At 67.6% G+C, this 22369-nt stretch carries 1 protein-coding gene; it reads left to right on the top strand.

Annotated features, from left to right (window positions below; translation table 11 throughout):
- The first annotated feature begins 11 nt into the window (after positions 1 to 11).
- A complete protein-coding gene (locus tag ACW2Q0_RS22400; protein ID WP_457192849.1) occupies positions 12 to 22067 on the top strand; it encodes a WXG100-like domain-containing protein in 22056 nt (7351 codons plus the stop codon).
- The last annotated feature ends 302 nt before the right edge of the window (positions 22068 to 22369 follow it).

The raw sequence follows: 22369 nt of genomic DNA, 5'->3' as shown, positions 1-22369 counted from the left end.
GGTGAGCGCAGATGGCTGAGCTGCCGGGTTATCTCAAATGGCTGGAGTGGGTCGCCGGATCCGACTGGCCTGCGGGCGATCCCGATGGCATGTGGGGGGTGGCCGAGGACTGGCGTACCGCGGCCGCCGGACTGCGCGACATCATGCCCGACATTCGTGCTGCGAAAACGGCGTCGCTGAAGGCATATCCAGACGGCGACGGCATCAAGGCGGTCCTCGCCAACTTCGACAGCTATCTCGAAGGTCCGCAATCGCTCGAGATGCTGGCCCGCGATTTCGAGAAGCTGGCCGATTCGGCGACCAGCGTCGGCAGTGAAATCGAGTACGGCCAGCTCATGCTGATCACCTCCTTGGCGCTGCTCGCCGCCGAGATCGCGATCGCATGGATCTTTCCGCCGACCGCGCCCGCGGAGGAAGCGCTGGCGATTGCCGGAACCCGGGTGGCGATCCGGATGATCGCCAAGCAGGTCATGGACAAGATCGTCGAGATCGTGGCCAAATTCCTCGGGCGCCGACTGGCGAATTTCCTGGTCCGGCACATTGCCATCGACACCGCTCTCGGCACGGTCCAGGACTGGGGAATCCAGCAGTACCAGGTGAGTACCGGGCATCGCAAGGAGGTCAACTGGGAGCAGGTCGGCATCACCGCGATCAGTTCGGCGGTCGGCGCCGGTGTCGCCAGCCCGATCGGCGAGCGACTCGGCGAGAAGCTCGCCGATACGGAAATGAAGGCGTGGTTGCGCGGACTGCTCACCGGTGCGACCGCGGGCACGGCGGGTGCCCTCGCCGGATTCGGTGGCAGTGTCGGCGCGCAATTCGCGTTCACTTGGGCCAGTTCCGGGCCGGAAGGTGGTTGGGACAAGGCTGTCGAGGGGCTGAAGAAGACCGAATTCGATCTGCGCATGTTGACGGCGGGCGCGTCGAACGGCGCGATGTCCGGCGCGAACCGGGCGATGGCCGATCAGTTCTATCAGGGGCGGCATCCGGAGTGGTACCGGCCGAATGGTCCCACGGTCAACCCGGATAGCCTGTCCCGCATTGGTTTTCGTCCTGATGTGGGGCCCGTCGGTGCCGGCGATGGCGCCGATGCCGGGCGCGCGGGTGCTGCTGGTTCGGCCGCCGGGCAAACCGGTGCGGGCGCGCCGAATGCGGGGCATACGGGGGAGTCGGCTACTGGTCGTAGTGGTGCGAACGGTGCGGCGGATGGTGCGACCGCGCATGTTGTGGACAGCGGTGCGGCGGCGGGGGCTGACGGGTCTTCGAATAGTCATGGTGCGGGCGATGATTCGGCGCACCGGCATGGTGCTGATGACGGTATGTCGAAGGCGGGCGCCGCCGATGGTTCTACCGGTCGTGCGGGTGATGACGGTGCGACGGCGCATGCTGGTGACGGTGGCGCGACCGCGCATGCCGGTGCCGACAGTTCCACGACTGCGCGGGCTGACGCGGATGCTTCCACGAACACGCAGCGAGCAGGCGATGGAACCACGGATTGGCGCGCAGCCGATGGTGGCGTCGACCAGTCGAGTATGCGGAATTCGGAGGCGGGAACCGTATCGGAGGGTTCCGTGCGGCCCGCCGCAGAATCCGGACAGAATCCGAATCTAGCTGTAGCACAGGCGAATTCGACCGTCGATTCCAACGGTGCCGGCGACCGCACGGGGTCGGCCGACTACACGGGAGCGTCAGCGCACGAGGGGCCGACCAGGCCCGACGCTGGTACCCGAGCCGATCTGACCCCCGCAGGCGCGCAACACACTTCGAGCGCGACCGATGGTTCGCGCATCTCCAACGACAACGCCGCCACGCGGACAGGTGCCGCTGCGGCATCGGGCTCACTCCAAACAGGTGCTGCCCCTACGCAAACCGGAACAACCGCGACCCATACCGCACCGGACACGCGCACCGGCACGACACCGTCAGCACCACGCACGGCCTCAACCGCCGATATGCGCCCCGGTGCGAACCCCATTACCGAAACCGCACGTGGCGAACAGCCCCGCCCGCAATCGGCAACCGAACCCCGCACCACCACCCCATCCACCGCCGAAACGCGCACCACCACCGACGGCCGTGGCGGCACAGACCGATTCCGCACCGGCAATACCAACTCCGATGCCGAGCCCACCCGCACGGCCCCCGAAAACCGTGCGGGCGCTGCCCAAACCACACTGCACCCCACCGCCGACCCCATGGCAGGCCCGCAGGCAGCACCGGCCCCCATCCACGCCGAGGCCCAAGCCGACAGCAACGCCACCGTACGCCCCAGCGACCCCGCCGCACCCCCGGACAGCGCCGATGCCGCGCGACCTGATGGGGATACCTCGGTGCGCCCGGACAGCGCCGATGCCGCGCACTCCGACAACGACACGGCCGCTCGGCCCGACAACGACAGCGCGGCGCATTCGGACAGCGACATCGCCGCGCACCCCGACAACACCACTGCGCAGCGGCGCGGCGGCAGCGACGCCACTCCGTCTGTACGTCCCGAAAGTGATATTCCCGACGCCGACCGCGTCGTGCGCCCCGAGACCGCCGCTCCCGTGCGAACTAACGATGTTGCGCGCGACAGTGGCGGTGCTGCAGATCCCCGCAGTGACGGTGCCGTGCGACCCGACGGTGGCGATATCGCGCGATCTCAGGCGGAAAGCGCCACGCGGCCTGACGGCGACGGCACTGCGTCGCGCGATGTAGGTGCGGCGCGCAACGAAGGCGCGGACGTGGTGCGCGAGAGTGACAGCGTTGTGCGTCCCGATGGTGCCACACGGCACGAGAGCGATGGCCGGGTGCGGCCTGACGGTGATGGTGTCGCACGGCGCGATGGTGATCGCGCGGTTCGACCAGTGGGCGCTGACGTGGTGCGCCCCGATGACGATCGTGCTGTGCGCCCAGAGGGTGACGGTGTCGCGCGTCCGGACACAGAGCGTGTGGTGCGTGCCGCGGGTGATACCGCCGTGCGTCCCGATGGGGAACGTGTTGTACGTCCCGGGGGTGACGATGCTGCGCGTCTCGGAAACGAGAGTGTCGTGCGCGCGAGGGACGAGGGGGCCATTCGCTCCGGTGACGAGGGCATCGCGCGTCCCGATGACGAGGGCACTGTGCATCTCGCCGACCAGGACACAGCCCGGTCTGCCGACGAGGGCGCTGTGCGTGCCGACGACATTCCACCGCGGCCCAAAGCTTCCGACGTACGCCATGCGACGGATCCGGCAACGCAGGTTGGGGCGCATCGGGCTGGTGCGGATGTCGAGGCGGCGGCCGAGTCGCATCGCGACGCCGGGGAGGTCGCGCGGCGGGAGGAGGTCGAGCAGCGGCGGGAGGCGGCGCGGCGGCGGGCTGAATCGCACGATCCCGCGGTGGCGTTCGTGCCGCAACCCGAACCGCATGTGCAGCGGGCGACGGGGGATGGGCCTGCGGACCGGCCGCGGGACGGCGATGGTGCGGACGCTCAGCAGCGGCGAGGTGGGGATGAGGTTCGGATTCCGGAGCGCAATCGTGGTCGATGTGCGGAGTTGTCGCTGCGGTTGATCAAGGCGCTTACCGGGAGTTCGGCGATCAGGTTGCCCGAGCGGGTGATCGGGCTGGACGGTATGACGGCCGCGGAGGTGCAGGCGGCCGCGGGTGGGCAGTTGCGTTCCTATGGTGACCATGCCGAGATCGCCCGGCTGCTGCTTTCCCGGCCGGAGGGGGCCTCGGCGCTGGTCGTCGATGAATACAGCGGTGCGGTCGACAGGTACAACGTCGGCGCGCACGCGTATGTGATGGTGCACGAGAACGGCGGGATCGTGGTGCGCGATCCGGGGGCGGGCCGAGTCGAGGGTTTTCCGCCGACGGTGCCACGCGAACTTCGCGGCACGTATGCGATTGCCTTCGACCCGGCCGGAAAACCGTTGCACCCCATCGGTTCCGAGCATCCGCACGCGAGCGATCCCGCGGTCCGGATCGGCCGTTCGCTGGATGCGCAGCCCGATCAGGTCCGTGAACTGTTGCGCCAGACCGAGACCGGGCGGCAGATCGCGGCGAGCTTCGACAACAGTCCGGTTCGCGATGGATTCGAACCGTCCGCGGGCGACGGCCGAGCCGGTGAATTCCGGCGCCGCGAATTGACCGCCGTTGCCTTCACCTCGGGTGTCGATCATGTCCACCAGGCACTCACCCTGGCCCATGAATCCGTGCACGCCGAACGGTATGTCCAGGGCGAAACCGGTGACGCCCGGGCAATGGTACGTGACGTATTCGTGCGCACCATGGTCGGTGAGGAGGCAGCGGCAACGGGCCGCCGCTTCCAATTGGCCCAGGAATTCCGGGATCTCGAGTACGACATCGCGGTGCACCCGCTCGAACAGACCTACACCACGGCCTATGATCGCGCCGCCGCCGATCTTTCGGCAAGCGATTCGTCGCTGACACCGGCCGAGATCCGCCAGGCCGCACATGAAGTCGCGGTCGACGCGCTGCATAAGGCAATCGCGACCTACGAGTGGCGAAACGGCAAGAACTACACCGATCATTACGGCGACTTCTGGGATCGCGTGAAAACGGCGAGCGCCGAACTCCCGCCGGGCGCCCGCATGCACGACACCACCGCGGATATCGCGGAAAACCTGCGTACCGGAGCGCTGGCCCGTGAGTCGGCCTTGCGTGACCTGCGCGACACCTCGGCAGAACTCGTCAGGCGTGCGGCGGCCCTCGACCTCGATCCGACCCTCGCCACAGAGCCACTGCAACGTCACATCACCGACCGCTTGCAGCGCATCAGCGATGAACGTGCCGGAATGGATGTTCCGCCAGAGCGGCAGGCTGAACTCCGTACCGAAGAACACGAACTGCGCACCCTCGCGGACCTCGCCGACCAGCGTCAGCAGGCGCAGGCGTCCTACGACCACCGCGCCGATCAGGTAGCGAATGCGGCGATCAGAGATGTCCTCGCCCAGCAACTGCGCGAGAACCCCAGTGCGCGAATGCTCAACGAGAACATCATGCATATCCCCGGCGAGCCCGACCGTCTGGTGATCGCGTCGGGCACCGATGACCATCAGCGGGTCCTGCGCGAGGCACAGCGGAATCCGGAGATTCGCGATCTGCTGGATCGGCCCGAGGTCGTGCGCGAGCACCTGAATGTGGATGCCGACCAGGTCGGCCGCATCCGGGTCGAGCCCATCGCGGAGCCGTCACCCCGCCAGTTCGATCGCGCCACCGATCTCACCCCGCTGGATCGGGCGGGCGCAGCGGCCCGAGAGCGCATCGCGCGAATTCGAAAACAGCTGCGCGAGACCACCGAAATCGGCAGCTGGGCCGATGCGATGCTCACCCGCCACAATGTCGATATCGTGTACGAGGCCGGTTCCGACGACCGCTACTACCCGAGCCGCCGCACACTCGTCCTGGATGTCGGCGCCTCCGACGCGGCACAGATGGTCGCCCTGGTGCATGGTGCGAGCCACGTCGAACTTGCGCAGACCCGCGAGAGCCCCGGGGGTGCACAGGAACGCATGGGCCTGTCGCATGCCGATTACATCGCGAGCATGGTCCGGGAGGAAGCCCGGGCGCACGCTAAGGAAATCATTGCGGCGAAACAACTCAGGGCGGCTAGACACGATCTCGCCGAAACTGCGCTGGAGCGCACCTACACCGCGGCCTACGACGAGGCCCGTGCGCGAGCGCACGAACAGAATCCGGCAGCACCCGCATCGGAACTGGATCGAATCGCCGAACAGGCGGGCCAGGACGCCATAGGCCGCGAGCTGGCCGGTCATCGGCCCGGGCATTCGACCGAAACCCATGCCGAGTTCTACGGCCACGCGTGGGATGACGCGCACGGCATCCGCTCGTTCGACGATATCGTCCGCTCCGCCATCGCTTCCGGCGAACGTTCGGTCACGGTGCTGAGCGAGGGTTCCTCGGTCCATGCTGCCAGGAAGGTCGAGCTGGTCACCTTCAATGATGGCACCGAACTGATCCGTAAGACCGTCATCAGTTCGCGCCACGCTGTCGCCGAACGACTGGCGTCGCTGCTCGGCCGCGCTATCGGCGCGAATGTGCCGGAAGTATTCCACGACAAATCCGCTGACGCCAATGTCGTGTACATGGAAAAGATGGCGGGACGTGTTGCGGCCGAACGTCATCCGCAGTTCGTCGATGTGCACGAGCTCGGTTACGCGGACACCGTCGCGGGTCGTGCGCTCGGTCTGCTGGACGCGCTGATCCGCATTCCGGACCGCGATGGGCAGGGCTGGATGATCGGCTCGCAGCGCGAGGTGATCGGTATCGATCACAGTCGTGGGTTCGAGGACAGCGTCGACGCGCGAAATGCGTTGAGCCCGTTCGCCGAACACTTCCTGCGTCGCAATGGTGACAGCATCGAGGTGATCGATCACCAGCTGCCGCGTTCGGTCGTCGACGCCATAATCGAACGCGTCGCCGCATTGCGCCCGGAGTTCGACAAGGACGGTCGCGGCCAGTGGCACGACACGGTGATGGCGCGTCTGACCGAAATCCGGGAGCACGCCAGCGATTCGTCGCCCGAACACGGCGATATGGCAATGCGACCGGAGGATTCGAACCGGCACGACGAGGAGTTCGACGACCGCCCGAACGCGTACACCAATCGGTACGGAGGGGACAACCAGCACGGCATCCACGGTCGGGTCGACGCGGACGGTGTACTGCACGTGACGGTGCGTGTCGGCGACGGCACGCCGACCGGGCGCGAAATGTTCCGGGACATGATGCGCGAGCTCGGACATCAGGTGACCGAGATCCGCGCCGAGTGGAATGCCGACGACCGGCCAGGCGGCGGCCCCGAACCCGACGCCGGTGCATGGCAGGTGCGGCCGCGGGATATGACCGGTGCTCCGGTGTGGGAACTGCTGGGACGTAGCGAAACCGGACGCGAGGTGGCCGAAGTACTGCGGTCCGCCCGTGCTGCGGTGCGCTTCGAAGATACTGCGGGCCACAGAGATTCGTTCAACGGCCGGACCATGGATGTCTCCGTCGATAGCCACGACCGTAGCCAGCCCGCCCAAGCGGAGGCGGTGGTACGTGCGGCGGCACTCGCCGACGCGGTGCTGTCCGGTCGGGTCGAGGTGGATCCCGCACGTATCCGCGCCATGGAACGCTCGGATTATGTTGCCGCACAGATACGTACGGACGCGGAGGCGCTCGGTAGGCAGGCTGAGTTCCGCCGTGAGTTGGCTGCAGCCGGATATCCGGAATCCGCCCCGACCGCACACGATGTCGCGGATTCGGCCTACACTCGTGCCTTGCACGAGCAGTATCTGACTGCCCGCGACGCGGCCATCGCAGCCGCGGATCCGGGGCTCGGCGAGCACGAGTCGCGCCGCATCGGCCGCGAGGCGGGCATCGAGGCGCTGCTGTCCAGCGATATGTTCGACTCGCCGCTGTATCCGAGCGAGGGCGCGAGTCTGCGAGATATCCACGGCGGCACCTGGGATGCGCACCAGCGCCCGGACGGAATGTACGAGCCGACCTCCGCGGAGTCGGCCCGTGAACTACAGCGCCTTGTCCGTGAACACGCCGCGCTCACCCGGGAACTGTGGGCCGTCGAAGGCGATTGGGATAGAGCCGTCCGACGGTTCGGCGCCTTCGACCCCGAAACGCACCGCGGCGATCGCGATCTGTTCGAGCGCGGCCGACAGGCGGTGGCGGAAGACAGAATTCGCCCAGTTGGGCGCGGAATGAATTCCGAGCGCCCCGTGCAGGTGCGCGCATTGGATGAGGCGACTCGCCGATATGTCGAGGTCGAGGCGCAGCGCAACCGGGTGCTCGATGAGATCGCGGCACGAGTCGGTCAGCAGGTGCTTGGTCCGGAAGTCCTTGCAGAGCAAGGTCATTGGGCAAATGATCGAGTCGCGGTGCTGCCTGGTGAGCCGCCGCGGGTAATCGTGGTCGATGGCCGTGGTGATCATGTCGCGATATCGCGCGCGGCGGCCGATCGGGGCAGTGAACTGCATCGCGCCATTAGCTACGGCGATGCCACGGCGCAACGGCTGCACGTCAGCGTCGACGATTCCGGGGCCGTCCAGGTGCGCCGGGAGCCGGTGGATCTGCGTACCGCCTGGGTCGATGCCGCGGCGGCGGATGTGCGGGCGGAGGTCGAACACCAGGTGGCACCGCGGCCGCCGGACGAACCCGCCGCGGCGTCGCCGGAATTCGACCAGTCGATGGGCGAGACCGCGCAGGTGGCCTCGGACCGGCTGCAGCGCATCCTGCGGGGCAATGAGCTCGGACGGTGGGCGGCGGAGGTACTCGCTAGACACGGGGTGGCGATCCGCTTCGGACTCGACGTGGATTCCGGTCTGTACGACGGCAGGCAGCAGCGCGGCGTCGATGCCGGATACGACCCGGCCTCGAATACGGTGCTACTCGGTCTGACCGATGCCCCGTCCCAGCATGCCGCGGAGGCGATCCGGGCGGCGTATCTGGCCGAGCAACTCGGCGCACCGAACGGTGTGCTCGAACGCTTCACCCTCGGGCGCGACGAATACGTCGATCTGATGCTCGATCGCGAGGCGGTGGCCCAGGCCAGGGCCTTCGAATTCGACCGGTGGCGGCAATTCGGGACCGAATCCACCCCGGCCCCGGAAACTCTGCTGTCCAAGGTATATAAGGACGCCTTCAAACAGGCGCAGCTGCAAGCCGAGCGCGCCTACCGCGACAACCGCGGGATCACCGGCAGCATGATCGATACGGCCGCACACCATAGCGCCGCTCGTGAAGTGCGAAATCGTCTGGTGGAGTTGGGATCCCGCGTCGACGGCGGCGATCTCGCCGCGTTCTATCGGGCACAGTGGGACAGCGCGCACGCGATCACCCGCGCACCCGGCGAGGGGCCGCCCGTCCACCACACCGATACCCCGGCAATGCGGGAACAGCGCAGCCGTCAGTACGCGGCCGAAATAGAATCCCTGCGGATGTTGCGCGATTCGGGCCGGTTCGTGCCCGTCGGTCCGGCCGAACGCGCCTACGCCGATGCCTACGACCGCGCCTATCAACGCGCCGAGCGGACCGCGGCCCGCTCGAACGATCCGGCGATCCGGCCGGAGCGGGCGGGTTACGAAGCCGGGCGCGAAGCGCTGCGCAACTACATCGACAAGGTCGGTCTGGAGGCGGCCGAGGTCGCCTTCGACGTCGCTCGGCACGCCGACGACAACCTCGACGACTACCGCCCATGGTCGGATACGGCCGAGCCCGAAACCGGACATCCGGCCGATCAGGACGCGTCGCCGCCGCGGATAAGCGCGCAGGACGCAGCGGATCGCATCAATCGCTTCTTCGACGATGAACTGGCGCGGGATCCGGGTGGGACTCGGCTCACCGACCGGGTCGCCCAGTTTCCGGGTCATCAGCCGGTGGGACGTGGACGTCTGGTGGTGGCGGCGCCCGCGGATGAGCACATGGACGCGCTGCGCGACCTGGCCGCTACCCATCCGGAATACACCGATGTGCTGTGGGACGACACGCACCGGATCGAATACTTGGAAGTGGGACAGCGCCCCGACGGTTCGCTGTCGGCCGATTGGATCTATGCCGGTATCGCCGAGGGCCCCTACCGTCTCCCGGGCGCAGACGAGCAGGCCACCGAAATGCTTGCACATTATCTGCGCTACCGCGCCGCCGGACAGACGGACCTCGGCTTCGATACCTGGATTCGCCAGCTCGGCCCGGATGCCTTCGAAATCGGTGATGGCACTTCTTCGAGCCGCAAAGACAAACTTCGTGCGGGCTTCATTTCACGCGGTTACGAGCTCGCCGAGGCGGATCCGTCGATCGGCGAGCCACATCCGGCCGAGGTGGCACGCCGTCTGCGGACACGGCAGGTGGCCATGCCGGAATACAACAATGCCGCAGCCAATTCCGCGCGAGAACGCAGCTGGCCGCAGTTCCTCCGAACGGAGGTGAAGACGCGGGCGTGGGACTTCGGGGTCATGCTGCAGTCCGATGGCAACGGCGGGTGGCGGGTCGCACCGCCCGTTGGAGACGGCAGTGCGAGCGATGTGGTGGCCAGGCAGTTCCAGGGCATGTCCGATTCCGACTCGGGGCGGCTCGGGGAACGCATCAGCCGAATCCTGCTCGATGGTTCCGCCGACCTGAACGATCACAGCGCGTCGAAGGGCCTGCTGCGCCGGATCACTGACAAACTGCCTTTCGGAAATCGCTCGGGTCAGGGCGATTCCGCGCCGCGACCGATCGATCGGCCCCGGCCCGGCGACGATTCGTTCGACGCACCGGAGTTCCCACCGGCAGATCCGGACGATGGCGCGCAGGATCGGCGGGCCCAGCAGCAGCGCCAAGACCTGCTGGATCGGCTGGCGGCCGAGAACGCGGCGGCGGTGCGCGAGCGCGACGAGGCGAGAGCCGCAGGCGATCCGGAGCGCATCGCACAGGCCGAGGAACGGGTCGCGCGAGCCGACGAGGCGATGGCGATCGCACTACAACGCGATGCGTTGTTGCGGGCCGGGGCGATTCCGGTGACCGATCGGGTCGGTGTGGTGCCGGGTGAACCGGCGCGAGTATTCGTGGTCGGTTGGGGCGATGGTGATCCGGTCCGGGTGCTGGACGCGGCGACGGCCCAACATCCGCGGCTCGCCGAATTGCGGGCCGAACCCGGCACCGTCGTACGCGAGTTGCGGATCGGTCCATCGGGCGAGACCCGGGTGTTGCGCGTCGATGATCCAGCGGCACCGCAGCAATCGCGGGCCGAGGTCGAGCGGCCCGCGCAAGCCGAGGTCGAGCGGCCCGCGCAAGCCGGTGGCGGTGGCGGTGGTAAGAAGCCGCCGTCCGAACCGCCCGTCGCCGCCGGGACACCCGAGGACCCGGATCATTCGCGAAACGAGAACTCCGGTAGTGGATCCGAGGATCCGTCGAACCGGGATGAGTCGCGCCGCATCGTCATCGACGCGAATGGCGAAGAGGTGCCGCTTCAGGTGCGTCCCGACGACGAGGGGCGCTGGCGGGTCGAAGCTCCCGAAGAATCCGAACCACCCGCTCACCCAGCCGACTCCGAGCCGCCCGAGAAGAAATCGCCGCTGCGCCGGGCGTGGGAGCGGATTCGGCAGCGGATGCGCGTGCGCGGTTACGTGGGCGACTACCCGAAGTACCCATCGGGTTCGGGTGAGGACCGGCGCGGCCAGAACGCGGTGAAGGATGGCATCGAGCATGCGCCGGACCTGCTCGAATCACATCCGCAGGCGCCGCATCCGCCACCGGCGACGCCCGGACACGAAACCGTCGCTCGACCGGCCCCGGAGAGTGGAGGCGAGGGTCTCAATATGGCCCGCATCGCCAAGGAGGGCTGGACCGCGTGGCGCAACCGCGAGCACCTGCCGATCCTGAACAAGCTCTCCGGCCGGATTCGGGATGTGGCGGGCGATTTCGTGGTGCCCCGCACGGCCGATGGCGAGGAGTACCGGTTCTGGGTGAGCGACGCCGATCCGGATCTGGTGCGGCAGACCGTTACCGAACTGCTCGAAGTCGAGGCCATCGCGCCGCAAGAGGCGCGGGCGGTACTGGAAGAGGCACTGGCCGTCGCCGATCCGCAACAGCGCCAGCGGATCATCGATGACCTGGAGAACTTCGGTCTGATCTCGGACGAGGAGGCCAGGGCGCTCGAACACGAACCGGCGCCTGCGGAGCCGAGTAGCGAAATCGACGCTGCGCCACCGGAAGACGAATCGCTCACCGATATGGCGCATCGTCTCGGTTTCGATCTGCCCGACGACAGTCCGGAGACCATTCGCCGGGTGCTCGACGAGCAGGAGTATCGGACGATGCGTGAGGCGGCCGCGATCGCGGGCCTCGCGGAGGCGGCCGACCGCTTCAACGAGGAGCTCACGCGGCCGTACGTCAATGCCGACCTGTCGGGTAACTCGGGTCCCGAACTGCGTGGTCGTGAGCCGGTGGCGGGCGAGATCGAGGATCCCGATGCCCGGCGCGTCGACGAGGACTCCTACGACGAGGACGAGCCGGCCCGTGCGTCCGGCCCCCGATGGGGCGTGCCCGATGCGACAGGTCGTCCGGTGCCGCTGGCCGATCAGGTCAGCATCTTCGACGACAATCCGATGGGGCGCTTCCTCAGGGAGCTGATCAGCGCCTTCGACGGCCATCCGGGTCTGCAGAACTTCCGGCCCGTCGGCAATGGCGCGGACCCGCTGCGCGAATTCGGCGATATCGGGGACGGTCAGGAACTCGGTCGCGACCAGGGACCCCGCGTGTACTTCGAGCACGCCCTGCGTCGCGACCAACTTCGCGATGAGGCGTCCACCTGGGCGCAGATGTTCGGGCTCGACCTCAATGATGTGAACCCGCGCAATCTCGATGTCGCACTGCGCAGGCTGTGGGCCGAGAACGACGCGCGTGCCGCCAGGGTCGCCGAATTCGCCGAGGCCGCCGAACCGCATTTACGTGCCGCGCAGCAGGAGCCGGTCGGAGAAATCCATGGCGATCAGGTCGCGCGGGTTCCGGTCGGCGACGATGCGCCGGACCGGCTGGTGGTGATCAATGGGCCGCTGGATCGGGCGGATGCGCTGGCGCGCGCGCTCGCCGATGATCCGGCGTTGGCGGATGCGCTCGATCGGGGCGAGGTCGAACTCGATTACCGGTCCGCGCGCACGGATCGGATGGGGCAGATTCATCTGGATCCGGTCGAAACACCCGAGGTGTACCACCATCGCGAGACGATCGACGGCCGCGAACTGGTCGTCACCATGGTGCGTGACAACGACGGTCGGTGGCGCGCCGTGCAGGCCCCCGTCGAGGAGCCGACCACTCATTCGCCCGGCGAGCAGGGCGATACACCGCCCCGCACGCGCGCCGAGATGCTCAGCGAAATCGTGGATCTGGCAAAGGAACTCGGCCTCGGACCAGAGGCATTGCATCCAGATCGGTTAGCCCGGACCATCGCGGAACTGAAGCTGGCCAATGCACTGCGCGCCGGGCAGGTCGAGGCGCTGGCCGACTTCGCGCGCACGATGAACGCGATCGAGAACTTCAACGATATCGGCAATGCGCGTGGTCAACTCGCGGACCGGGTCGATATTCCGGAGTCGGAGCTGACACCGCGGCGGGTCGCACAGGCGCTGGCCGATCCCGAATGGCGCCCCTCGCGGCGCGAGCAGCAATTCGACGATCTGGCCAATTATGCCGAGCAGTTGCGCGATAGCGATCTCGGCGCGGTCAATGCCGCGCGCGATCGCCTAGCCGCGCAGCTCGGCCTGAGCAATTCGGAATCGTTGCAGCCGATCAAGGTTCGTGTTGCCGACGACGGTCGAGTCATACGCGGCCTGGATGCGGACAAGCTCGATCCGGCGAAGTTGCGCAAGGTGATCGCGCGCCTAGAGGGTGAGGGTAAGCGCGATCAGGTCGTCGACGCGCTCACCGAATACGTGCGCGCATTGATCGATATCGACGTGTACTCCGATGTACCGCGCGGGGATCTGTCGGCCGATCCGCGCGCCGCGGGCGAACCGCCGATCCACGAACTGGCATGCGTGCGGGCATTGCGCGAAATCATCGCCGAAGCGATGCAATCCGGAGATGCACTCGACTTCGGGCGCGTGCTCGCGGACCATGCCGGCCGTGCCGACGGCGCATCCGGCGAGGGGCGTGGGCGGCCCGAACCGAATCGCGACTGGGCCCGACTGGTCGGTGTCGATATCGCGGGTGCCGACGATGTGACCTTCCGCAAGGTGTACGAGGCCTACCGCGACGGAAAGATCGAGAAGCACGAGGGACTCAGCCCGTCCGAGCTGACAGCCGAGCTGGGTCGGCTTCGTGCGGAAATCCAAACGCGTGCCGAGCAGATCAGGAACCTCGCCGCGCTGGTCGACGAGTTCTACACCGCCCCTGATGAATTGACCGCACCCCGTCCCGGTGCCGACCACGCGCTGCGAGTGGGCGGGCCGGACGATGGCGGGCCAGGGCCTAAGCCTGCTGGTCCGGATGACCCCGGATCGGTCGATCCGCCGGATCGCCCTGGCTCGGAGCCGGATTCCCGCTCGGACTGGAAGCGGCGGATGGATGCCGAACAGGACGAGTGGAATGCGCGAATGCACGCGGAACTCGACGAATGGGTCGCCAGGATGCGCGCGGAACAGGGTGCGTCGGTGGACAATTCGGACCATCCGACCGCGCGCATCGACAATGCATTCCAGCGTGAGTCGGCCGCTGCGGAGGAGGCGTTCCGGCGTCGCGATGAGGAGGCCGAGGCACAGCATCAGGGGGTGATGGATCGTCTCGACGAGCGGATGCGTCGGCTCGAGGAGCGGTTCGGGGATATCGATAATTCGCAGGAGGGTGTGCCGGATTCGGCTGAATCGCCTATCGATAATGCCTTGGCGCGTGAGTCGACGGCTGCCGAGGAGGCGTTCCGGCGTCGGGATGCGGAGGCCGAGGCTGAGCATCAAGCGTTGATGGATCGTCTCGACGAGTTGGTGGATAGGCTTCAGGAGCGTTTCGCGGATCCGCAAGAGGCTGTGCCGGAACCGGATTCGGCCGAACCGCGGCGGCTCGACGGGGGTTCCCAAGAACCGCCGCGCTCGGATGACGGGCCGGACGAGGATGGGCCCGAACCAGCCGGATCGCCGTCCGGACCGCTACACGATCCGCCGGACAGTCCGGCTTCCGGCACAAAACCGATCCCCGTCCGGGACGAGGCCGACGGCGCACGTGGCACGAATACCGTTGGGGGAGGGGCAAAGTCGTCCGCCGACCCGACAGCACACCCACTGTCGCAGACGCAGTCGCGGCCGATCGTCGACGAATGGTCCAAGCGCAGTCCGCGGCAGGTCGCGAAGGTGCTGGCGCGGCGGCATTCGATCGAGGTGGAAGGGTTCCGCCGCAAGGGCATCGATCCGGAGGTGGTTCGCGAAATCGCGCGCGCGGTGGACGAAATGTTGACCAAGCATCCGGAGATGAAGCTCGCCGGCGTCCGCATCGAGCCCGGCGACCCACGCCATCCCCAGGGGGGAGTCGCCTACACGAGCACCAGCCCTCGTGTCGGCGCGGATGCGCCACTGGCCGAACGGCTTCGGCAGGTGACCCCGTCGATCGTCGTCCTCGAGGAATCCGCGCGCGGGCAGTCATGGGGATCCGACGAGGACACGCTGGTCTCGAAGACGAGCCGCGATGGAACCCGGGTGATCGGTGCCGACCGCCCGGTGTACGGCGTGCTGGTGCACGAACTCGGTCACGTGCTCGACTACGCCGGACAAGGACGCGCGCAGCGGCGCGTGATGGATGCGTTGCGGGAGCACTACCTGGCCACCCGCGAACACCCCGGCGAGACGGACTTCCGTGCCTGGGTCGACCAGCTCACCCGCTACAGCTTCGACGGCGACAACCTGGACCCCGGCGAGGCCCTCTCCGACGCGTTCGGTGAAGTGGAGCGCTACGGCGACGACGCCTCCGAACCCGCGCAGGTCCTGTATCGCCTGCTTGTCGATGAGGCGCGAGCGGGCGCGTCCAGCGCCGTCGAGTACGTCAACCGAGCCCCGTCGGTGCCGGTCGAACTGTGGCCCGGCGGATCCGGCGATGTCTCGCACCATATTTCGGAGTCTCCGTCCGAGCCGCCCCCCGCCGAGGCCGGGAAGCGGCCTGACGCGGCTCGCACCGACGAGCCTGTTGTGGTTCGTATCGACGACGATCCGGATGGCGTGGAGTCCGCGCTGCCGGAGAAGGCGGCGCCGGATGAGAGCATCGAACCGGTCGCCGAAGCCGGTGGTGGGTCGCAGAAACCACCCGCCGATCCGCCCGCACCGCCGATGTCCGAGCCGGAGGAACCGTCGCCGGGTGGTGCGGACGGCGGTGCGAAGGATCGGCGGCCCGCTGGTGCGCCGGATGCGGCCGAGGGTGGTGCGGGACCAGGGGCCGAAGTTCGGGTCGAGGGGCCGTCGGGTCGGAACTCCGCAGATGGTGTGGAGAATCGGCAGCCTGCCGGCACACCGGACGAGCCCGGCGAACCCACCGACCCGGTGCAGCGAATCGAGCAGGCTCATCAGCGCGCGGAGTCCGGATTCGATGAGTTGCAGCGGCGCATCGATGCTTGGCATGAGGCTGCGTTGCGAGACGAGCAAGGTGATTCAGCGCCTTTACGATATTCGGGTGCGGTCGGCTCCGCTCAGGAGGCTGGGCACTCGGGTGCGCCGGAGGCCGATGGTGCGGGGGGATCGCAGCATCCGCCGCAGGAGCCGCCCGGTTCGGCGCAACTGGAGCCGGAGGAGCCGAGCTCGGGCGGTTGGCCGCAGGATGGTCCGTCGCGGGTGCATGAGCCGGTCACGCCGGAATTGCGTGATGCGCTGCCCGGGTTGGCGGCGCGGATTGCGGAGACCGCGGCTACTCGTCAGGCCATGGAACCCGGGATCGCCGAAGGTGCCAGGCGGCTCGGAATCGATCCCGACGGCGCGAGTCCGCACGAAATACAGCGTGCTGTGAACGATTTGGTGGCTGCGGCGCAGGATCGTGTTGCCGAGATACGAGATCGGGAGCATGTCCCGAGCCATGAGATGGTGCAGCATTTCGAGGATCTGCGGGCTGCCGAGCGGCACGCCACCGAGGTCAGGGATGCAGCGAGCGCATATCAGGCCGAGCTGAGCCGCTACCTCCAGGCGATGAACGATGAGAACATGGCCCGCCAGCGCGCCGCCGTACTCGCGGCCCGTGACGTGCTGGCCGGGGAACAGGCGCATATGGTCGCCGAGGGCGTCGGAATCGCACCTGGTGGACAGCGCGTGGTGGTCGCGTCGCCGTCATCGGCACCCGAGCAGGTCATGCCCGCGGAGCTGCGCCACCAGCTGGGCGATCAGGGCGTCCACGTCGACTATCTGCACGTTGTGGTGGACGAATCCGGCGTCGTCACCGTTACCCCGATCCGGCCGCCCGAGGAGGGGACGGCACCAGCGCGCCCCACAGGTCCACCCGAGACTCCGGGATCGGGTTCCACACCTACGGAACGTTTTGCGGCACAGCAGGATCAGCGCGGTTCACACGAGACGCCACGCACCGATGTGGGTGGCTCGGATCCCACGCGATCTGCGTCGCACGTGCGGGGTGCCGATGCAGATGCTTCGGATCGGTCCCGGTCTGTGCCTGCCACGCAGGGTGCCGATGCGAACGATTCGGATCCCACGCACTCCACGTCCGAAAATCGAGGCGCTGACGGCTCGCAGCCGGATTCCGGAACTACTGCACCGCATTCGGATGGACTGACCCCCGAGGTCCGGGCCGAACTCGATCGGCTGCGCGCGGAGCGGGCCGAGGCGGTCGCCGATCGCGAGGAATTGCGTGATCTCCGGCGGCTTCGTGCTGCCGGGCTGCCGGTCGATGTCGAGGAGGGGCTGCGGCCGGGTCGGCCGCTGGAGATGACGCTCGAAGAATTGCGCAACCAGACCATGCTGGTCCATGAGCAGGCCGAGCGTCACGCGCGGATCGATGCACTCGAGCGGGCGGCCAACGAATTCAACCGCGCCGAAGCCGAAGTGGTGCGGCTCGATGAGGCGATCGCGATGCTCGAACTGTCTGGAACACCGGAGGCCGTGCACGCCGCATTGGTGCGGGAACGTGCGGCCATGGCCGCCGAATGTGAGTTTTGGCGGGCCAAGCGCAATGACCGCGCCGAACGCTTCGATATACGCGATCCCGACCACGCGCTGAACCAGGACAACCTGGAGCCGACCCTGCGACGCCTCAGCGACGATATCGTCGGCACCAGGGACATCGCGGGAGCCGGCGACGAAACATCGAGGTCAGAACCGGAATTGGTGGGCGCGGCCGAGCGCACCCAGCGCGAGAACAGCATCTTCAAGCTGCAAGACGCGGCGGAACGCTTCAACGAAGCCGATTCTGCCCTCGTCGAACTGGATCGGCGCATTGCCGCGCTGGAGGTCGTGGATGTTATTGCACACCGGCCACTTTCGGCCGAAACGCGCGCCGAGCTGGACCGGCTCGGTGCCGAACGTGCCACCGAAGTGCTCGCGAGTAAGCCATGGCGCGGAATGTGCGACGATCTGGCCGATCGCCTCGGCGTAAACCGAGATGCCCTGGGCCCCGAGGAGATCGACGAGACCCTGCGCGAGGCAGCGAACCGGCTCGCGCCGACCGAGGAGAACACCAGACTACTGGACCTGCTGCGCGAGGCGGCCGACCGAGTTAACCAGGCGGACAACAGCATCGGTCGCGTCCAGGGGCAGATGGCCGAACTGGCCGGAGCTTGTCGCGACGTCTTTGCGGCCGAGGGAGCCAAGCAGATCACCGATCGCGTCGGCCTTGTCGAGGGTGAACACCCACGGATCATCGTGGTAGCCCCGCGTGGCACATTGGAGCATCCGCGCGCGGGTCACGATGCGGCACTCGGCGATGCGATCCGCCGCAATTCCGCAGTGGCAGAGGCGATGACCCGTCGTGAAACGCAGATCGAATATCGGGTGATCATCGCTGAGCGTGAGATGCCGATGCGCACCGGCGAACTCGAACGCCCACGCCGTGAATATCTCATCGCGGGGTGGCGCGGCATGGACGTACCGCGCGAGGACGTACCAGACGTACCCGGCCAGCGCCTCACCCGATGGCGTCACGGCGTACCCCGCCTGCGCCTCACCCGATGGGAGGACGGCAATGGCGATTGGCACCCGGTCGATCCGGCCCGCCCGGACTGGACGATAGACCGTCGAGGTCCCCGGGTGCCAAAGGCATTCGAACCGCGGGTACTTCCCGAAGGCGTCAGCGGTTGGGCGGTCGATCCATTCCAGTCCTCCATTGTCGACCCGTTCCTGGATCCGCCGCCCGGTGCGATCGATAAGGAACTGCTGCCGCGGATTCCCGGTATGGACCCGCTCGATCCGGGTGTGCCGACCTTCGAGCCGCCGATGGCAGGGGTGTTCTACAACACCATGCGCATCATCCTCGAATCGGCGAAGCTGAGCGGATTCACCTGGTACAGCGATAAGGACCATCCGGGCCGAATCAGTCCGGGATTCAAGGGCCATCCCTACTTCCGTCCGCGCGCGGCCGATGTGCAGCCGATGGCACGCGAATGGAATCCGCAGGACCGAGTGCCTGATCGCGGCGAATTGTCGGAGGAATACAAACAGCGCCAACGTGATCAGGAAGCGGCGTGGGCGCGTGTGCAGCACTGGGCCGACACCGAGTATGAGCGATTCCGACCTGACGACAGCGATATCGACCGCATCGTCGATCACCTCGCCACGCACCCGGATGCGGAAGGCGCGGCACGTGCCGTGCGGGCAGCGGAAATCGTCGATCAGATCGCGCGCAGACTCGACAGCTCCGGTGACCTCGCCCCGATCGCCGACGCACTCACCGGCCACCTGCGCGACGAACAGCGCGGTGACGCAACACGATTGGTCGACGACATCCGTGACCGACTCGGCAACCGGGGCGCCGACCGCGCCGAGTTGACCGGATTGGTCGCCGACCGACTCGACAACTCGACCTCCGCCTTCACCCACGCCGAGATCGAGCAGATCAAAAACCACCTCATGCGCGATCCGCATCTGGTGCACGACCCGAATGACGGCATCCTGCGCCGCCGTCCACTCGATGCGGTCGCCGATGTCGCCGAGGCCTGGAACCGCTTGATCGCGGGCAACCCACTGCCACAAGACATCCTGCTCCTCCAGGATGCCCTCGCCGAATCGAACTACCAGCGCCACAACCCCGTCGCTGCCTGGCACGACGCCAACCAGCACGCCATCCGCATCGGCTTCGACTGGAACGCCAACCGTCCACCCCGCACCGACTGGCGCACCAAAATCCCCTACGCCCCGCCCCGAGTCGACCATCAACCCCAGCTTCCCGCACGCGTTCTCCCGACCCCCGACTCTCCCCGCGCCCTCCCACCGAACCCGAACGAACCACCCGCCCCAACCAACGATCACCCACTCCAGAAACCACCTTCGCCTTCCGGCGGCACCGAGCCGCCTTCGACAACGGATGCGCCTGCGGTTCGCGCAGAGCCGGAACCGGCCGAGCCGTCGACCGCAGATGAGCGCCCGACGCCCGATGCCGGTACGCAGCGTGGTGACGAGCCGCCGAACACTCTAGGCAGCCGCGACCCCGCCGACTCGTCCGATGCGGTTGGTGATCGTGACGGCGAATCGCCCGGGGCCGATGTGCCGCCGGTCCGCGAAGGGGCAGAACTCGGCGAGCCACGCGGCGAGTCCGATGATCCAGGTCCTCGGCATGGTCAGAACCTGCTCGAGAGCGCTGGGCGTCGTGATTCTGCGAGCGATGAGTCCTCCGACAGCACAGTGCGTCGAGACGGTGACGAATCGTCCGACGGTGTGATGCCGGGGGATCGTTCGGGCGATCTGGAGCCGTCCGATGGTTCGGTGCGGCCGGGCAGTGTGGATGGTGAGTCGTTCGATGAGTCAACGCATCCTGGGGCAGGAGGTAATGAGGAGTCGCCCGAGGAGCGGGGGCGTGTTCGTGAAGGGGAAACCTCTGGCGATGCCTCGCATCCTCGCGCGGGGGAGGGGAAGTCGGCTGGGGATGCCGCGAGTCGTGGTCGTGACGGAGGCGAAGGCGGGGCTCGGGCGAATCGGGGTGGACAGCAGCCTCCGGACGGTCGGTCGAGTTCGGGTGGTTCGGAGCCGCCGCCATTGCCTGGCTCGATGCTGCGGTCCCACATTCCGCATCCGCCGAGGCTGAATCACGAGTACGAGATGCCCGACCAGCCGAGCCGGGCACCGTTCGATCCGACATGGCCGCTGCCCGAACAGCCGCCGGAACCCCCGACGCCGCCGCACCCACCAACGCCTCCGGTACCACCACATCAGCCTGTGCTGCCGAAGCCTCCGGTACCACCACATCAGCCTGTGCCGCCGAAGCCTCCGGTACCCCCGCATCAGCCGATGCCGCCCAAACCGCCGGTATCCCCGAAGCCCCCGTTTCCACCTACACCGCCGGTGCCTCCGTTTCCACCTACACCGCCGGTGCCTCCGTTTCCACCTACACCGCCGGTGCCTCCGGTTCCACCTACACCGCCGGTGCCTCCGGTTCCATCTCTGCCGCCTACCCCTCCAGTGCCCCCAGTGCCCCCGGTGCCGCCGTTCCCACCGCCGACACCGGAACCTCCGCGACCCCCGATAACGCCGGTGCCGCCATTCCCTCCGATTACGCCTGAGCCTCCGTTCCCATCAACGCCGCCGGAGCCTCCGCAACCCCCGGTAACGCCGGTGCCGCCTTCCCCACCGACAACACCCGCGTCTCCGGTGCCGCCGGCCATGCCGGTCCTGCCGACAACGCCGCAGCCCCCGTTGCCGCCGGCGACACCGGTGCCGCCTGGCCCACCGACAATGCCGGAACCCTCGCAACCCCCAGCGTTGCCACCCCACGACTCGATAACACCGCCGCACGACCGAACACACTCACCATCATTCGGCTACCCGTCGGATCCGCCGACCCGCCCGGGTACGCCCGTGCCTTCGTCACCCCCCGACCAGCACCACTCCGGCACCCCGCTGCCGCCCGGTTGGCGCGACGCATCGCATCAATCGGTCAACCCTGCTGCACCGCAACAAGACTCGACACCGCAGAACACACCCCCGCCGATGACGCTCCCACCTGTCGGTGCACCCCCAGCAACCGCCCGAAACCGCCAAGGCGCCAACGCCTACCGCAACCGCCCATCTCAGAACGGAAACAGCACAACCCTTTTCGTCCAACCCTTCTCCGGCTTCGGTGTCCCCGCACGCTTCGACCCGGAAACCGGCGCACTCCAAGCCGTCGGCGCCGGAATCGGCCCGCAACTCGGCGTATACGGCGATCTCGGTGACACACCGGTCGTCTTCTACCGCGACACCTCCGGCCTCGCCCTACGTATCGGCGACAACACCATCCACCTCGACACCCCCCTTGTCGCAATCGAATGGGAACCCGTAGAGAACCGCCAAACCCGCTTCGCTGTCACCGCCTCCGGCACCGTGGTCTGCCAACTCCGGTACCGCTCGCTGCCACCCGAACTCGACCTGGGCCGCCTCATCCACGATGTCTGCGCCACCCCCACCCGCCGCACCCAAATCTTCACCCGCTAACCTCGACCGCCGCATGCAATCCGGGTGGCTAGACGCCGCCCGGCGCGCCCGCTGGTACTGCGAGGACGCGCTCTTGGCGATCCGGCCGACGGCGAACAAATACGACCGCGTCGAAACTCGCCAGTGGTGCCCAGCCCGCGCCATGTCGCCCCGATACGGGTGACTGTTCACCGCCGTCGCGACCGGACACTCATTCGCATATCACCGCGCGCTCGCGGCCAGCGGTGATGCGTACCCGGCCCCCGTCCGAGGACTTCGACAGTCACTACTCAGCGACCAAGGAAGTCTTGTCGGTCGCGGCC

Source organism: Nocardia citri, assembly GCF_054065835.1.
Note: the sequence above shows the minus strand (reverse complement) of the source record. Positions and strands in the feature narration are given on the sequence as shown.

Coding starts and splice junctions, on each gene's coding strand:
- ACW2Q0_RS22400 (WP_457192849.1), top strand. CDS start 12: ATGGCTGAGCTGCCGGGTTATCTCAAATGGCTGGAGTGGGTCGCCGGA.